This is a genomic window from Labedella populi, from assembly GCF_004078655.1.
GTDB classification, from domain to species: Bacteria; Actinomycetota; Actinomycetes; order Actinomycetales; family Microbacteriaceae; genus Labedella; species Labedella populi.
Genome location: NZ_RZNC01000001.1, coordinates 248684 through 265012, shown reverse-complemented (window position 1 = coordinate 265012; position 16329 = coordinate 248684). Strand labels below are relative to the sequence as shown.

Sequence of the window (16329 nt, the reverse complement as noted above, 5' to 3'; positions counted from 1 at the left end):
TCGAGGACGTCCTCGACGGTCGTCCACTCACCGGGCGGCCGGCAGCGCGATCGTCGCGCCCGGCTCGAACACGACCGGGAAGCAGCGACTCTCCGGCCGTCCGCCGTCGAGGAGGTCCACGACCGCGCGGCCGGCTGCCGTCCCCTTCTCCTGAGCGGGCTGGGCGACGGTCGTGAGCGGCATCGGCAACTCGTCGATGCGGATGCCGTCGAAACCGACGACGCTGAGGTCGCGCGGCACGGACAACCCGAGATCCTGAGCCGCGAACACCACGCCCGCGGCGAGCAAGTCGCTCTGGGCGATGATCGCCGTGGGGCGATCGGACGGCGGTACGTCGAGCAGCACGCGACCCGCCGCGCGGCCGTCCGCGATGGTGCTGCCACTCGCGACGATCCCCTGCGCGTCGGGGAAGACGTCGCGTGCGCCGTGGGTCCGGGTGACGGCGGGACGCACCGTCGCGGCATCGAGGGCAGCCGCGGTGAGCGGGGCGAGATCGTCGGCGATCGCGAGCGGCAGCGTCACGAGTGCGACGTCGCGGTGACCGAGGTCCCGGAGCTTGCCGGCGAGCAGCCGTGTTCCCCCGCGGTTGTCCACGTCGATGTTCGCGACACCCGCTTCCGGGTCGCCCTCGATCGTGATGACGGGGACGCCCCGGCGGCGGAGCACGGAGATCGCCGTCGTCGAGGAGACGCCGCAGCCGAGGAGGACGAGGGCGTCAACGGGCGCCGCCTCGATCGAGACTCGGTCGGTGTCGCGGGTCCGCTCGGACAGCAGCAGAAGTCCCGACCCGCCCTGGCCGAGCTCCTCGGCGAGTCCGTCGAGGGTCTGGATGATGACGGGATCCCGGAAGGACGTGCCGATCCGCTGGGGAATGAGTGCGCCCACGATACCGCTGCGGCCTGTGCGCAACGAGCGCGCGAGCGGATCCGGGCCGGTGTAGTCGAGCTCTTCGGCGGCCGCGCGGACGCGGGCCTTCGTCGAGTCGGACACGGGACCCTGGCCGCTGAAGGCGATGGACGCCGTCGACGGGGAGACGCCGGCACGCGCGGCGACGTCCGAGAGTGTCGCGCGCGCCTCGGCGTCGGCGTTGTCGCTCCGTCGGCCCATCGTCTCCCTGCCGTCCTCGTGCGGTCGTCCCGGCCGGCCGGCTCGCGCCTTGACGCGTTCGGCCCGCGCGGGATAGCTTAGGCGGATTCGCCAGTCGAATCGATTCGATCCGCTCTTTCACGGGAAACACCGATGTCCTCCTCACCGCAGCGCACCAGCCCCGTCACGCGATCGGAACTCGTCGCCTGGCGGAACGCGATCTTCGTGATGTTCGCCCTCTCGGGCCTCAGCATCGCCACGTGGGTCTCGCGCCTCCCCGCGATCCGCGACGGGCTCGGCCTCACGACCGGCAACGTCGGCGTGCTCATCTTCGGCATGTCGGCCGGCTCGATCCTGGGGCTGCTGCTGTCGGCGTGGATCCTCAACGCACTCGGACCCCGACGCGGCATGGCGCTCTCGATGCTCCTCGTCGCGGTCGGGCTCGCGGTCGTCGGCATCGGCGCCGGGGTACTCGTGTCACCCGTCGTCGTCTTCATCGGGCTCGCGATCTTCGGCTACGGGAACGGCAGTGTCGACGTCATGATGAACGTCGAGGGCGCCGCGGTGGAGAAGGAGCTCGGCAAGACCGTGATGCCGCTCATGCACGCGCTGTTCAGTGCCGGAACGGTCGCGGGAGCCGGCATCGGAGCTGCGGCCTCCGCCGTACGCATCGACGTGACGTGGCACGCGATCGGTATGTCCGTGGTCCTCGCGGTGGGTGTGCTCGTGGCCGTGCGCTTCGTGCCGATCCGGCAGGACATCGAGGCGGTGCTGCCCGAGGATCGCGCGCCCTTCGGCGAGCGCGTCCGCGAGAAGCTCCTCGTGTGGTCGGATCCGCGCCTCATCTTCATCGGCCTCATCATGCTCGGCATGGCGTTCGCCGAGGGCAGCGCGAACGACTGGCTCCCGATCGCGGTCGTCGACGGACACGGTCGGAGCAACACGACGGGCGCGATCGTCTTCGGCGTCTTCGTCGGCGCGATGACGGTGGGTCGGGTCGCGGGAGGGCCGCTCATCGACCGGTTCGACCGCGTCTCGGTCCTCCGCATCTCGGCGGTCACGGGCATCATCGGCCTCGCCCTCTTCATCTTCTCGCCCGCCTTCCCGCTCGCGATCGTCGGGGCGGTGCTGTGGGGGCTCGGGTGCTCGCTCGGCTTCCCCGTCGGCATGTCGGCGGCGGCCGACGATCCCCGGCATGCCGCGGCGCGCGTGAGCGCCGTCGCCATGATCGGGTACTGCGCGTTCCTCGTCGGCCCGCCGCTCATCGGGATCGTCGCCGACCACGTCGGCATCCTGAACGCGCTCCTCATCGTCTTCGTGCTCATGATCGTGGCCGGGCTGTCCTCGGGAGCCGCCCGCGAGCGGTCGGCAGCCGCGCAGTCGGCGGGCTGACGCGGGCCGGCGCGGGCTGACCGTCGCACTCCGCCGAGCGAAACTCGCTGGGTGCGCCTCGTGATCGCGACCTGCTCGGTCGACTATGCCGGACGACTGACCGCTCATCTCCCCCTCGCGAAGCGGCTCCTCGTCGTGAAGGGCGACGGCAGCCTCCTCGTCCATTCGGACGGCGGCAGTTTCAAGCCGCTCAACTGGATGAGCCCGCCCTAAGCGTGTATTTGCGATCGGCCCACATCGCAGGATCGAGGGGATAGGTCGTGGGCAGCGTCGCGAACATGCAAGACGACGACCGTGCAGCGATCTATTGCCGCATCTCACGCGACGCAACTGGCGACGGCGAGGGTGTCGAGCGTCAGGAACGGCCGTGCCGCGAAGTCGCTGAACGCCACGGCCTCGAGGTAATCGACGTCAAGGTCGACAACGACATCGGCGCGTCGGACAAGACAAGCAAGCTGAAGATTCGTACGGCCTACGCCGCATTGCTCGAAGGCGCGCGCGCTGGTCGATACAGCCACATCATTGCCTACTCAATCTCGCGCCTCATGCGCCGCATGCTCGAACTCGAATACGCCGCGGAGTGGCGGGACTACTGGTGGCAGTACGTGCGCGACTCCAAAGACCCGATCGAGCGCCGCGGTGTGATCGCGCCTGCAAATGCTGCTGCATATCCCCACAAGGCGGATCTGGTGAGCATGAAGCCCGTCCATGGCGGTGGCAACAACTACGGGCGACTCCCTCGCTGCAAGCTCCTCATGGATGTGTTCGTGGAAGAGGCGCTCGCGCATCCGATCTTGGGAATCCCTGCTATTGACTGGCAGCTCTTCCTAAAGGTCCACTCGGAGAACGCGGACTCCGATGAGGTTCTTCGCCGCGTGGCCGCAATGGACAAGACGACTGCTGCAGAAACGAACGAGCGCGCCGACCGTCTTCGCGCGATCCTGCGAAGTCGTTGGGTACTCTCCCGCGCACTATCAGACGCCACGGAACCCACCGCGATCATCGAGCAGTTCCCCACGGTCTGGGAACGCTGTAAGCCCCCCGTGCGCAGCCATGCTCATGAGGGTGGACTCCGGCATCCTCGACACCCCTGCCGAGAGCTGGAGCTAGCTGGCGCTCGCGAGCGGGGCCTCCGTGGCAGCCTCGTCGAGGGCCGCGATGTATTTAGTGATGGCGTCGCGGTTCTGGGTGAGGAAGTCGATTTTCTGCGACATCCGGTCGCGCTCCTGTGCCAGCAGGTCACGAAGGCCGGGCTCCACGTTGCGGACGACGATGTCTTGCTCCTGATCTAGGCAGGGGAGGATGTCGACGATGATGCGGGACGGGATACCGGAGTCCACGAGGCCCCGTATCTTGCCGACACGGTCGATGAGGTAGTCCTGGTAGTCGCGGTAGCCGTTGTCGAGCCGTGTCGGGCTGATCAGCCCTTGCTCTTCGTAGTAGCGGAGCATACGCGATGCTACGCCCGTTTTTTTGGAGAGTTCTCCGATTCGCATGTTGCTCCGTCTGCAGGTTGACCTTTTCGACCTGGGTTTGACATTACCACTTATGTGAAGGTTGCAGGATGAATGCATGACACAAACGGTTCCGCAATCTGTGACATCGGCGGCGATGAGGCGAACCCTCGCAGGATTCGCGACGGGCCTCTCTGTCGTCGCCGCCGAACTGGACGGCCGGGTCGTTGGGATGCCGGCGAACTCACTCGCCTCGGTGTCCCTGGATCCCCCGCTTGTGTCTCTCGCGTTCGCGCGCACGTCGACGACGTGGCCCGCGCTTCGCACCGCGCCGCGCTGGGGTATCAGCGTTCTCGCTGAAGAGCAGGCTGCCCTCCTCGATGTTCTTCGGCGCCCTGCCGGTGCGCGTTTCCAAGGCGTTGGATTGAACATCGATGACGGTGCGGTATACATCCGCGACGCTCTCGCGACGATCGCCGTTGCCCCTCGCACCGTTGTCGAGGCTGGAGACCACGATCTCGTGCTTCTCGAGGTGACCCACCTACACAGAGACGAAACGCAGCAGCCCCTCGTCTTCTTCAACAGCACGACACACCTGCTGTCCCATTGAAAGGAAAAGCCCACATGGCAGATAAAAAAATGATCCTCGGAATGACTCTGAACTCCGGCTACGGCAACATCTCTGGCGCCTGGCGGGCACCGGAAGTCGACCCGGGAAACTACGCAAACATCGAATCGAACATCCGCTATGCCCAGGCCGCCGAGCGGGGTGGATTCGCGTTCCTGTTCACCCCTGACTTTCCCACCGTCCGTGGGGACGTCGAGTTCTCGGGCATCCAGAACATCATGGAACCGATGATGGCGCTAGCCGCGATCTCGCAAGCGACCAGCAACATCGGATTCATCGCGACGGGATCCACGACCTTCCAGGAACCGTTCAACACCGCACGCCAGTTCAAAGCCCTCGATGCGATGAGTCACGGCCGCGCCGGGTGGAACGCGGTCACCACCAGCGACTCGATGGTCTCTGCCAACTACGGCCGACCTGTCGCCGACCGTGCCGAGCGGTACCAGCGTGCTAACGAGGCGATCCAGATCGTGCAGGCATTGTGGGGCAGCTGGGAGAAGGACGCGTGGATCAAAGACCAGGCGTCCGGCCGCTTCCTCGACGCATCCAAGCTTCGTCCCGTCAATCTGCAAGGCGAACACGTCGCCTCACGCGGACCTCTGCCCATCCCCCCGTCAGAGCAAGGCCAACCAATCATATTCACCTCCGGGGGGCCCAGCCCGCACCTTCTCGAACTCGCCGGCCGCTACGCCAGCGGATTCATTGCCGAAGTGTGGACAATCGAGGAAGCCAGAGCGCAGCGTCAGATGGTGCGAGATGCCGCCGAACGAGCAGGGCGCAACCCCGACGAGATCAAGTACATCCCCGGACTCATGACCACAGTCGCTCCGACTGTGCGGGCGGGCCTTGACCGCCGCCTCGCACTGTCAGGCGACGTCATCGAAGCCCGACTGCCCCATGTTGGCGCGCTGCTGGGACTGCAGCTCGACCCGAGCCGTTACGACCAGCCCCTCACAGAAGCCCAGCTGCGTGCCGCGCACGCTTCCCCGATGGACCCGCGGTCCGGGATCGTCCTGAAAGTTGCGCGCGAAGGGTGGTCCCCACGAGACATCCTCGCCCACGGTGTCATCGACTTCCACCCGACCACGGTCGGCCCAGCAGAGGTGCACGCGGACCACCTGCAGGAGTGGCTCGAAGCGGGAGCCGCCGACGGGTTCTGGCTTTCCCCGGACATCTATGAGGACGGTGTCGACGCGTTCGTCGATGAGGTCGTTCCCGAACTGCGCAGACGCGGTATCTTCCCCGAGGAATACGTGGGCTCCACCCTGCGAGAGAATCTCGGCGTGCCCGCACAGTACGGCCTCGACCCCCGCGTCGCGGGCGGTACCTCCTAATCAGGGTTGGCGTCGTACGATGCGAGGGCGCGTCAGCGGAGTTGTTCGCCTTGTTGGCTGGGGCGATCTTGGTGGAGTCGAAGCCAGCGGCGGCGGCACCCTGACCGAGGAACAGATCATTGAAGTATTCGGAGGGTTGCTTAAGGGCGATGGCATTAGCAAAGTTGCCACGCATGCGACCCAATAGCTCCTTGTCGGCTTCCTGAGTAGCGGCTACCACAAGCACACCGAGAGAACGGCCCTGAGCGAGGATCGCCGTGAGAAGGGTGAGTGTCCGCTTGCCCTCCTTGCCCATTTCCTGAAGCTGAATCAAGAGACTTAGGAACTCATCGATGATGAGCACGATGAGTGGGGTCTCGGTGGTGTACTCAAGCGAACGGCCAAGGTCGGCGTTGTCGAGGTCGAGGCGCTTGTTCTTCGTGCGGTCCTTCATGATGTCGTGAACGGTCTCGATCATCGCGGCCATCTCGGGGTCGTCGTAGGCAAGATCCTCGAAAAGGGTTGAGTACCCGTAGGGCTTCAGTTTGGATGCCTTCGGGTCAGAGCCATAGAGCTTCGCACGACCCTCCACGACGAACGGTGCAAGCTGGCGGACGATACCTGCGAGCGGCGACCCCTTACCGGAACCAGTCATGCCGAGGATGATCGTGTGGTGAAGCGGCAGGGACCACACATCACCAAACGCGGTGCGCGCAAGCGGGATGAGGGAAGGGTTCGTGCAGGGGTGAGCGTCGAAGAAGTCTGCCTCAATCTTCTCGGTGGTGAGTCTGTCAATCGGCTCGACGGTGTGCGCCTCGAAGCGGATAGCAGCCACATTCGTGGTCCGACCACATCAATACATCCCCGCTGGAGACCACGAGCTGGTCCTCTTCCAGGTTCTTGAACACTATCGAGACGACCAAGTAGCCCCCCCCTCACGTATTACAACCGTCGAGTGAACACCATACGTTCCTGACGATCGCGGTGGCTCAAGCCCCGCGGAGCGCCCAGAAGCAACTGACAAGACGCCGAAGCCGGCCTGCACAGAGAGAGAAACACGATGACGAAACAAATGCTGATCGGCATGCACCTGGGTAATGGCTACGGCACGATACCGGGGTCATGGCGCGCACCGGGCATGGATCCCACGAACTACACCAGTTTCGACGCGAAAGTTCGTCAGGCTCAAGCAGCCGAGCGCGGGAAACTGCAGTTCTTGTTCTTCCCCGACGGTCCCAGCCATGTCGGTGACCTCGACAACGAACCTCCTGGCTTCAATCTCGATGTCATGGTCACCTTGGCGGCAGTCGCGCGCGAGACGAGCCGGATCGGTATGGTTGCTACCGGGTCGACCACCTTCAACGAGCCGTTCAATGTTGCACGCCATTTCAAAGCCCTCGACGTATTGAGTCACGGACGAACTGGCTGGAACGCCGTCACCTCAAGCGCTGAGGACGTCGCTGCGAACTACGGTCGGCAACTACCTCCCAGCCACGAACGCTACGGCCGAGCGCACGAGGTGGTGCACCTCGTGCAAGCGCTCTGGGGTAGTTGGGAACAGTCCGCTTGGACCCACGACCAGGAATCGGGCCGTTACGCCCACGCCGACCAGGTCGCTCCGATCAATTTGGGTGGGCAGTACGTGGCCTCCCGTGGGCCGCTCTACATCCCGCCGTCAGAGCAGGGTCAGCCCGTCATCTTCCACGCGGGGGGTAGCCCGAACGCCCACCAGTTCGCGGGCCGCTGGGCTAACGCCGTGATCGGATCAGCATTCTCGATCGACGACGCGCGAGCGCAGCGGGAGGCGTTCCGTGAAGGGGCTGAGCGTGCTGGACGCAACCCCGACGAGATCAAATTCATCGTCGGTCTCATGACCTCCCTCGCCCCTACCAAGAGGGAGAGCCTCGACCGGCGAATCTCCCTGAGTGGACGGGTATTCGGCCAGCGCGCCTCGTACCTCGGACACATGCTCGGCCTGCACCTCGATGCAAAAAACCTTGACCGCCCCCTCGCGCCCGAGCAACTGGCAGCGGCGCGCCCATCACCCGCAGACCCGCGTTCAGTGCACGCACTCGAGGTCGCCCATCAAGGTTGGACCGTCCGAGACATCCTCGCGCACGGAGTCATCGACTACCACCCCGTCATCACCGGGCCAGCGGTCGAGGCAGCCAACCACATGCAGGAATGGTTCGAAGCCGACGCAGCCGATGGGTTCTGGATCCTGCCTGACCTCGAAGAAGGCGGAGTGGACGATTTCGTCGACGGTGTCGTGCCGATCCTGCAAGACCGCGGACTCTTCCACCACGACTACGAAGGCACCACCTTGCGCGAGCACCTAGGCGCACCAGCCCAGTACGGTGTAGACCCTCGCGTCACGCAGTAATTCACCCCCAAAAACCCGGGACAGCGGCGTATGAGCGCCACTTAAAACAGAGCGGATTCCTCATGAACGCAACTCTCGAAGGCAAAGTCGCCCTCGTCACGGGCGCCGCCCAGGGCATCGGAGCAGCCAGCGCCGCCACGCTAGCCGTCCACGGCGCCAGCGTCATCCTCACGGACTTCAATCGGGAAGCAGGGCGCGCCACGACCCAGGCAATCGTCGCGGCGGGCGGAAAGGCGTCGTTCGCCGCATCGACGTCACCGACGAGCAGGCCTGGGTCGATGTGATTCAGAGCGTGCGGTCAACGCACGGAGCCCTACACGTCTTACTGAACAACGCCGGCCTCGGTAGGCCAGCCCCGCTCACCGAGATGTCGCTCAGCACCTTCCGCTCAATCTTTGCCGTGAACGTGGACGGCATGTTCCTCGGCATGAAGCATGCCATCCCCTTGATGACCGAGAGCGGTGGCGGCTCGATCATCAATCTCTCCTCTGCGGCATCCACGAAGCCCTTCGCGAACATGTCCGCCTACTCCGCCAGCAAAGCGGCTCTCGCGCAGCTGACCAAAGTGGCAGCTCTCGAATGCGCCCAGAACCGCACAGGCATCCGAGTGAATTCCATCCACCCCGGCATCATCGAGACCCCGGCCTGGGGTGATCTGGGTGCGCTTGAGGGCGGTGATCCCAGCTCAGTGATCGATCTCGACACCATGGCCGCTGCCACCGTGGCGCTCGGCTACAAAGGTGTACCCGACGACATTGCCCAGGCGGTTCTGTTCCTCGCAAGCGATCAGAGCCGCTACATCACCGGAACCGGAGTGACCGTCGACGGTGGCCAGCTTCTTCTCTGATCGCCTCGGGGCTAGGGCGTGTCTCCTAACCTCTTCGAGGGGTTGGATGCAGGCTGGGGAGCGTGTCTCGTACTCGTACTCTCTCGGATGCTGCTTGGGCTCGAATCGAGCCGTTGATGCCGGTCGCCTCTCGTAAGGGCGGGCGCCCGTTTCAGTCGCATCGGCGGGTGCTCGAGGGGATTGTGTGGCGGTATCGGACGGGTTCGCCGTGGCGTGATCTGCCGGCCGAGTTCGGGCCGTGGCAGACGGCATGGAAGCGTCATCGCCGGTTCAGCGGGGACGGCACCTGGGATCGGATCTACGCGGAGATTCTCGCTGACGCGGACGCGGCGGGTGAGATCGAATGGGCGGTCAGCGTGGACTCGACCATCAACCGTGCGCATCAGCACGCGACGAACCTCCCGCGCGACACAGGGGGCTCTATCGAGTTACTAGAATCTGCGCGAGGAGCCGTCTGATCACGCCATTGGCCGGTCACGAGGCGGTTTGAGCACGAAGATCCATCACCTTGTCGATGGTCGCGGGCTGCCGTTGGTCGTGCTCGTGGGCCCCGGACAGGCCGGCGATGCGCCGATGTTCCCGGTGCTCATGGACCACCTGCGTGTCGCCCGACGCGGACTGGGCAGGCCCCGCACCCGTCCCGAACGTGTTCGCGGTGACAAGGCGTACTCGTCCCGCGCAATCCGGGAACACCTGCGTGAGCGTGACATCGTCGCCGCCATCCCGGAGCTCTCCGACCAGCGGGGACACCGTCAGCGTCGCGGCTCACGCGGCGGACGACCGGTCAGCTACGACGCCGAGGACTACAAGGGCCGCAACGTCGTCGAACGCGGATTCAACGAAGACAAGCAATGGCGCGGACTCGCCACCAGATACGACAATCTCGCCCTCACCTACCGCGGCGGCGCAGTCCTCAGAGCCATCACCCTCTGGCTCAAGCGGTGAGGAGACACGCCCTACTCCGGTCGACTGAACACGCATCTCCCCCTCGCTACCCGCTTCATCATGATCAAAGCCGACGGGACAGTGGTCTTCCATCGAGACGTACAGTATTCGCCACTGAACTGGATGAGCCCAGATCGCGAAGGCCTGTGACAGGCGTCACAGGCCTTCGCTTTTGGGGACGGGTGCGACATCGAGATCATTGGCGCCGACGCCATCGGGTTGGCGTTCGAGGCTTCTGCGTTCTCCGTCGAATACCTAAGGTCGCATGTTCGCCCCTCCTGGTGATTGCGCGTTGTGTCAGAGGGTGTCGACCTGGCCGCCGTCGACGGACAGGGTGACGGCGTGGATGAAGTCGGCTTCGTCGCTGGCGAGGAACAGGGCGGCGTTCGCGATGTCTTCGGGCTGACCAAGGCGTCCGGCAGGCTGCGCTTTTAGGCCAGCGACGGTTTCGGGGGCCTTCGAGAAGTGGGAGACCATGGGCGTGTCGATCAGTCCCGGAGCGATCGCGTTGACCCGGACACCCTTGCGGCCGTAGTCCGCGGCGAGTTGCTTGGTGAACCCAACGACAGCGTGCTTGGAAGAGGTGTAGCCGATTCCGCCACCCCCTCCCCGCAGTCCCGCGCCGGACGCGATGTTGACGATGGCACCCTTGCCTGCGGCGAGCATGTGCGGAAGGACAGCCTTGGTGACGTTGAACATCCCGGTGAGATTGACCGTCAGTACCCGCTCGAAGAACGACCGGTCAGCGTCCGCAAGAGGCACCATCTTGTCGAACATCCCGGCCGTGTTCGACAGGGTGTCGATGGTTCCATACGCGTCAACCGCGAATGCGATTGCGGTAGCCACGCTCTCTTCGTCCGTGATGTCGATGCCTGTGCTGACCGCGTCGCCCCCCTCGGTACGGATCTGTGCGGCGACACGCTCCGCGCCGTCTGCATCGAGGTCGGCAACGACGACACGGGCACCCTCTCTGGCGAAAAGTAGCGCCTGCGCTCGCCCAATCCCTGAAGCTGCGCCGGTGATGAATGCGGCGCGTCCTTCGAGTCGGTTCATGACGATGTACTCCTTTGTCGGGGCCGTGGCACGCTCGCCACGGACGAGGCTGTTGTCGGGATTAGAGGCGGTCTATCAGGCGTTGGACGCGCGGCTTGACTTCGGTGCCCAGCAGGGTGATCGCTTCCAGGAAGTGCTCGTGCGGGAGGCCGCCGAGGTCCATCTGGAAGAAGTGGCGCATGTGGCCGAGGTGCCGGTACAGATCGATGATCCGTTCTGCGACGTCGTCGGGGTCACCGACGTAGTACGCGAACGGGGCGTGAGTTTGCTCTTCGTAGCGAGCGCGCTCTGGCTCTGGCCAATGACGGCGCTGCGTCATCAGGAGCTGCAGGTTTCGCCACCCGGGATAGAAGCGGTCCACTGCGTCTTTTTTCGTCGGTGCGATCAGACCGAAGGTGCCAGCCGAGACCTTGATGTTTGGACCATGGTGGCCGGACCGTTGGGCCGTTGCCCGGTACAGGTCGGCGAGGCGCCCGAAACGTGCCGGGATGCCCCCGATGATGCCGTAGGACACTGGTAGGCCCAGGCGACCGGCCCTGACTGTGGAAGGGGCGCTGCCTCCGGTCCCGAGCCAGATGGGCAGGCTCCCCTGCACGGGCCGAGGAACGACGACGAGGTCATCGATGCCGGAGCGCACCGAGCCGCACCAACTGGTTCGTTCCCCGCTGTTGAGGGTCATCAGCAGATCGAGCTTCTCGGCGTAGAGCTGGTCGTGATCGCTGAGCTCATATCCGAACAGGGGGTAGGACTCGACGGATGAGCCGCGTCCCGCGGTGATCTCGACCCGGCCCCCCGAGATCGCGTCAGCCGTGGCGAACTGTTGGAAGACCCGCACAGGGTCGTCTGTGCTTAGGACCGTGACCGAGCTGCCAAGGCGAATCTGTTGCGTGGCGCCGGCCGCCGCCGCAACCATCGCACCCGGCGAAGACGCGGGCATGTCTACGGTGTGATGTTCTCCGACTCCGAAGTAGTCCAGCCCGACAGCATCCGCGAGAACGATGGCTTCATGAAGGTTGGCGATGGCTTCGGCAGTGGCGCGCAGGGTGCCGTCCGCGTTTCGCTGGGTGTCGCCAAAGCTGTAGACCCCCAGCTCCATTCCGAGGGGACTCGCCTCGTGCATTGTCAGCCCTCGATCCTGATGAGCCGCTCGACGCGCGGCTTCACCTCGGTGGCCAGCAAGGTGAGGGACTCCAGGAAGTGCTCTTGCGGAAGGCCACCGATGTCCATTTGCAGGAAATGACGCATGTGCCCCATAAAGCCGTGCAGATGCACGATGCGCTGCGCTACATCGTCGGGGTCGCCCACGTAATACGCGCCGGGCGCATGCGCCTGCGCGAGGTAAGCGTTGTCATCCGGCGCCGGCCAGCCGCGGAGCTTGCCGAGCTGGGTGTGCATGTTCCGCCATCCGGGGTAGAACCGCTCCAGCGCCTCCTGCTTCGTCGGCGCGACCAGGCCAAGGGCGGCGACGGAGACCTTGATGTTGGCGCCGGCGTGTCCGGCCTGCTCAGCGGTACGACGGTAGAGATCGGACAGTGCAGCGAACCGGTGCGGTGCCCCGCCGATGATGCCGTAGCTGATCGGCAACCCGAGTCGGCCCGCTCGAACGCTCGACGGCGCGCTTCCGCCGGTTCCAACCCACAACGGCAGAGATCCGTCCACGGGACGCGGCACCACCGTCAGATCCTGCAGAGGTGATCGGGTCGTACCGGACCAGGTGACTTGCTCCTGCTCGTTCACTCGCATGAGCAGTTCGAGCTTCTCCTCAAACAGCCGTTCGTAGTCGCTCAGGTTGTACCCGAACAGAGGGTAGGACTCCACGGACGACCCACGCCCGGCAGTGATCTCCACACGACCACCGGAAACAGCGTCGGCCGTGGCGAACTGTTGGAAGACCCGAACGGGGTCATCCGTGCTGATGACGCTCACGCCCGAGCCAAGCCGAATCTGCTTCGTCGCCCCCGCGGCTGCAGCGATCATAGATCCGGGGGAGGAGGCGGGCATCTCTAGAGTGTGATGCTCGCCAACCGCGAAGTAGTCCAGTCCTGCGCTGTCCGCAAGCACGATGGCGTCGAACAAGTTCTTGATCGCCTCAGCTGTAGAGCGGAGAGAACCGTCGGGGTTGAGTTGAGTATCGCCGAAGCTATACGCGCCGAGTTCCATATGAGTGCCTCGATCTGAAGTCAGTGAGTGGGGTGGAGATTCAGTTCGAGCTCCCTCAGGAGGTCGTTCTGAGAGAAGGCGCCATTGAAGATGGCCGTCCCCGGCTCGAAGGCCCGACCGGTAGCCAGCGGCCCCGCGTACACGGTGTCGAAGCCGAACCTGTCGAGTACGTCCTGCACCGCGGCAGCCGCCGCCTCGTCGTCGCTGGCTATCGCCAGTGCCCGGCGACCGGCTGTCCCGCTCGGCGCGCCATCGTCCTCAAGCTCGTGATAGCCGATGTGGTTGAGGGTCTTCACGACTCGAGAGCCCGAGAAATACCTGCTGACTACCTCGCTCGTGGACGCGATGTCCTCTTCGAAGTCCGCGATCTGACCGTCGACTGGAGGCCAGTAGTTCATCGCGTCGACGACAGTCTTGCCCGCCAGCATGCTCGCGTCTACAGAGCGGTACTTACTCAGTGGCACAGCGACGACGACCAAGTCAGCGTCGCTCACCGCGTCCGTAGCGGTCATCGCGCGCGCGCCAGGGATCACGATCTCGGCCAGCAACTCGATGTCCTCCGCGGCGCCGGAGCCGGCAACCCGCGTGTCATAGCCCGCAGCGAGCGCCGTTCGCGCCACGGCAGAACCGACGCGGCCAACCCCTAGCACTGCAATCGTTTGGACGACTGACTCCTGCTTCTCATGCGTTGAACTCACGAGCTCGAGTCTGCGCAGCTCCGCCATGGCTTGCGAGCAGCGGGTTACGCGCTTACTATTAGTTACCATGACCTCCGCTACCGCCACCCCATCGGGCCCCGCTCTGCATGCCCATCACATCGACGACGAAGCATGTCGCGTCTTCCGGGCCGCCGCGGAGTTCGCTGGCAGGAAGTGGAACGCTGCGATCTTGCTAGCGCTCGCGCGTGGTGCCACGCGTTTCTCCCAGATCGAACACGCGGTCGACGGGATCTCAGCGCGACTTCTCAGCGCCCGTCTTCGAGAACTCGAAGCACGTGAACTCGTAGTGCGCGAAGTGATTCCCACGGTTCCGGTGCAGGTCACCTATCGTCTGGCGGAGTCAGGTGACGAACTGATCCGAATCCTGCATCCCCTCGTGCAATGGGCGCAACGGCAAGAGGTGTCCGGCGGCTCCGACGGTCAGGCGCAATAGACGCCGGCGAGCTTCCAACAGGCAGCTAGAAGGCCGGACGGCACCAGAGGCTGCGTTACGAAGTGTCCGATAGGTTTCGTGACGACGCCGTGTCTCGGCTAGCGCCTCGTGTAGTGCTCGCTCTTGCTCACTCCGTTCGCGTCCATAGCTGTGAGCTGTGTCCGTTCTCGGAAGAGAGGCCAGCGGCTCGCGATCCGGCGCGACGACCTCAGGGATGACACGACGATGCGGACTCATCATGAAGGGGGCGCAGACTCGATCCAGTGACAGCTGGCGACGTGTTTTGGGACAATAGGTCGGTGCGCCTCGTCATTGCCCGTTGTTCGGTCGACTACTCAGGTCGGCTCAACACGCATCTTCCCCTCGCTACCCGACTCATCATGATCAAGGCCGATGGCACTGTGGCGTTCCATCGAGACGTACAGCACGCGCCCCTGAACTGGATGAGCCCGCCGTGCACGCTCAGCATCATCGAGCCGGAGGAGGCGCAGCGCGAGGCCGGCGTCACCGAGGTGTGGAAGGTCACACACTCGAAGACCGCCGACATGCTCATCGTGTCGATCCACGACATCGAGCACGACTCCGCTCACGACCTCGGCGTCGACCCCGGTCTGCAGAAGGACGGCGTCGAGGCGCACCTCCAGAAGCTCCTCGCGGAGCAGATCCACTTGCTCGGCGACGGGCACTCGCTCGTCCGACGCGAGTACATGACCGCGATCGGGCCCGTCGACATCCTCGCGCGCGACGCGGCGGGCGCATCCGTGGCCGTCGAACTCAAGCGACGTGGCGACATCGACGGCGTGGAACAGCTCACGCGGTACCTCGAACTCATGAACCGGGACCCGCTCCTCGCCCCCGTCACCGGCGTCTTCGCAGCCCAGGAGATCAAGCCGCAAGCCCGCACCCTCGCCGAGGACCGCGGCATCCGCTGCCTCGTGCTCGACTACGACGCCATGCGCGGCATCGACGACGGCGCCGCCCGCCTCTTCTGACCGCCCCCCTCACCCCGGCGATGATCCCCTGAGTCGTCAGGTGCACCCGGACCAGGGGCGCTCCGGCGAGCCACGTGGGTCGGCTACGATGCCCTGCGGGGCGCGACGCCGCGTCGCTCGGCGACCCGGCCGACCCCGCATCCCCTCCCGAACGGACCACCCATGAGCAACCCCGATGCCGTCACGACCCCGGACGGTGCCCCGTCCTCGATCACCCGGACGTGGTCGTGCATCCTCTTCGACCTCGACGGGACGATCACCGACTCGGCCCCCGGAATCGTCCACCGGCTGGCCCTGACGCTCGCGGAGATGGGCGCGCCGGTACCCTCGAACGCCGACCTCCTCCGCTGGGTGGGCCCGCCCATCCTCGACTCGTTCCGTGACTTCGCCGGCTTCACGCCGCAGCAGTCGGCACGCGCCCTCGAGATCTACCGCCGCCTCGTCGCCGAGGTCGGCCCGTACAACGAATCCGCCGTGTACCCGGGAATGGCCGGCCTCATCCAGCGGCTGCACGCTCGCGGCATCCCCCTCGCCGTCTCGAGCAGCAAGCCGGAGTCGCAGGTCGTCCCGATCCTCGAGCACTTCGGTCTCGACTCCTTCTTCCGGGTGATCTGCGGCGCGAGTGACGACGAGACCCGCAGCGCCAAGGCCGACGTCGTCGACGAGGCGCTCCGGCGACTCACCGCGCTCGACGTCGACACGAGCCGCATCGTGCTGGTCGGCGATCGTATCCACGACGTCGAGGGGGCTGCGGCGCACGGCATCCCGGCGATCATCGTCGAGTGGGGCTACGGCTCTCCCGCCGAGGCGGCCGACGCGATGGCCGTCGTGCACTCGACCGACCAGCTCGCATCCCTCCTCGTCGGTTGACCCGGCCGGGACGTCCCAGCGGACGGAAAGGCGCCCGCCGATAGACTCTGCGAG

The 16329-nt window shown here is 65.2% G+C and carries 14 protein-coding genes and 4 pseudogenes; 12 read left to right on the top strand and 6 right to left on the bottom strand.

Going from position 1 to position 16329, the window contains the following annotated elements; all coding sequences use genetic code 11:
- Positions 1–27 precede the first annotated feature (27 nt).
- The gene (locus ELQ92_RS01385; RefSeq protein ID WP_128497172.1) at positions 28–1107 is read right to left on the bottom strand and encodes a LacI family DNA-binding transcriptional regulator; all 1080 of its coding nucleotides are present in this window, start codon (positions 1105–1107) and stop codon (positions 28–30) included.
- Between the two features lie 132 nt (positions 1108–1239).
- Between ELQ92_RS01385 and ELQ92_RS01380 the strand changes: the two genes are divergently transcribed.
- From ELQ92_RS01380 to ELQ92_RS16505, 3 genes and pseudogenes are all read left to right on the top strand, one after another.
- The gene (locus ELQ92_RS01380; protein ID WP_128497171.1) at positions 1240–2478 is read left to right on the top strand and encodes an MFS transporter; all 1239 of its coding nucleotides are present in this window, start codon (positions 1240–1242) and stop codon (positions 2476–2478) included.
- A gap of 51 nt (positions 2479–2529) precedes the next feature.
- Positions 2530–2688, top strand: a pseudogene (locus ELQ92_RS01375) (endonuclease NucS); the annotation flags it as partial.
- A gap of 68 nt (positions 2689–2756) precedes the next feature.
- Positions 2757–3770 (top strand): recombinase family protein, encoded by a 1014-nt coding sequence (locus tag ELQ92_RS16505; RefSeq protein WP_128497170.1) that lies wholly within the window; start codon positions 2757–2759, stop codon positions 3768–3770.
- Between the two features lie 18 nt (positions 3771–3788).
- Here the strand turns inward: ELQ92_RS16505 and ELQ92_RS16680 are convergent.
- A pseudogene (locus ELQ92_RS16680) lies at positions 3789–3974 on the bottom strand (MerR family DNA-binding transcriptional regulator); the annotation flags it as partial.
- 76 nt (positions 3975–4050) lie between these two features.
- Between ELQ92_RS16680 and ELQ92_RS01360 the strand changes: the two are divergent.
- The 6 genes and pseudogenes from ELQ92_RS01360 to ELQ92_RS01330 all read left to right on the top strand — a co-directional run.
- Positions 4051–4542, top strand: coding sequence for a flavin reductase (locus tag ELQ92_RS01360; RefSeq protein ID WP_128497168.1), 492 nt, complete (start codon positions 4051–4053; stop codon positions 4540–4542).
- Between the two features lie 14 nt (positions 4543–4556).
- Entirely contained in the window at positions 4557–5894 is a 1338-nt protein-coding gene (locus ELQ92_RS01355; RefSeq protein ID WP_128497167.1) for an NtaA/DmoA family FMN-dependent monooxygenase, read from the top strand.
- 1039 nt (positions 5895–6933) lie between these two features.
- Positions 6934–8256, top strand: a complete 1323-nt coding sequence (locus ELQ92_RS01345; protein ID WP_128497165.1) for an NtaA/DmoA family FMN-dependent monooxygenase — start codon at positions 6934–6936, stop codon at positions 8254–8256.
- 62 nt (positions 8257–8318) lie between these two features.
- Positions 8319–9103 (top strand): annotated as a pseudogene (locus ELQ92_RS01340) (SDR family NAD(P)-dependent oxidoreductase).
- 62 nt (positions 9104–9165) lie between these two features.
- Positions 9166–10048 (top strand): IS5 family transposase gene (locus ELQ92_RS01335; RefSeq protein WP_424979504.1). Its coding sequence is split into 2 segments (ribosomal slippage): positions 9166–9548 and positions 9547–10048, totalling 885 coding nucleotides; the frame shifts between segments, so codons are not numbered across the junction.
- 12 nt (positions 10049–10060) lie between these two features.
- A pseudogene (locus ELQ92_RS01330) lies at positions 10061–10180 on the top strand (endonuclease NucS); the annotation flags it as partial.
- 165 nt (positions 10181–10345) lie between these two features.
- Here ELQ92_RS01330 and ELQ92_RS01325 read toward each other — a convergent pair.
- The 4 genes from ELQ92_RS01325 to ELQ92_RS01310 all read right to left on the bottom strand — a co-directional run bounded on the left by ELQ92_RS01325 (position 10346) and on the right by ELQ92_RS01310 (position 13986).
- Entirely contained in the window at positions 10346–11101 is a 756-nt protein-coding gene (locus tag ELQ92_RS01325; RefSeq protein WP_128497164.1) for an SDR family NAD(P)-dependent oxidoreductase, read from the bottom strand.
- Positions 11102–11162: 61 nt separating this feature from the next.
- Complete coding sequence (locus tag ELQ92_RS01320) at positions 11163–12197, bottom strand: LLM class flavin-dependent oxidoreductase (protein ID WP_128497163.1); 1035 nt, start codon at positions 12195–12197, stop codon at positions 11163–11165.
- A gap of 26 nt (positions 12198–12223) precedes the next feature.
- Positions 12224–13261: an LLM class flavin-dependent oxidoreductase gene (locus ELQ92_RS01315; protein WP_128497162.1), complete on the bottom strand. Its 1038-nt coding sequence runs from the start codon at positions 13259–13261 to the stop codon at positions 12224–12226.
- A 20-nt stretch (positions 13262–13281) separates the two neighbouring features.
- On the bottom strand, positions 13282–13986 hold the full coding sequence (locus tag ELQ92_RS01310; RefSeq protein ID WP_208004202.1) for an NADPH-dependent F420 reductase: 705 nt from the start codon (positions 13984–13986) through the stop codon (positions 13282–13284).
- Between the two features lie 40 nt (positions 13987–14026).
- Between ELQ92_RS01310 and ELQ92_RS01305 the strand changes: the two genes are divergently transcribed.
- The 3 genes from ELQ92_RS01305 to ELQ92_RS01295 all read left to right on the top strand — a co-directional run bounded on the left by ELQ92_RS01305 (position 14027) and on the right by ELQ92_RS01295 (position 16275).
- Positions 14027–14413 carry a winged helix-turn-helix transcriptional regulator gene (locus ELQ92_RS01305; RefSeq protein ID WP_128497160.1) on the top strand — a complete coding sequence of 129 codons (387 nt, stop codon included), beginning with the start codon at positions 14027–14029 and terminating at the stop codon, positions 14411–14413.
- Positions 14414–14712: 299 nt separating this feature from the next.
- Positions 14713–15405, top strand: a complete 693-nt coding sequence (nucS, locus tag ELQ92_RS01300) for an endonuclease NucS (protein WP_128497159.1) — start codon at positions 14713–14715, stop codon at positions 15403–15405.
- A gap of 162 nt (positions 15406–15567) precedes the next feature.
- Positions 15568–16275: an HAD hydrolase-like protein gene (locus ELQ92_RS01295; RefSeq protein ID WP_128497158.1), complete on the top strand. Its 708-nt coding sequence runs from the start codon at positions 15568–15570 to the stop codon at positions 16273–16275.
- The last annotated feature ends 54 nt before the right edge of the window (positions 16276–16329 follow it).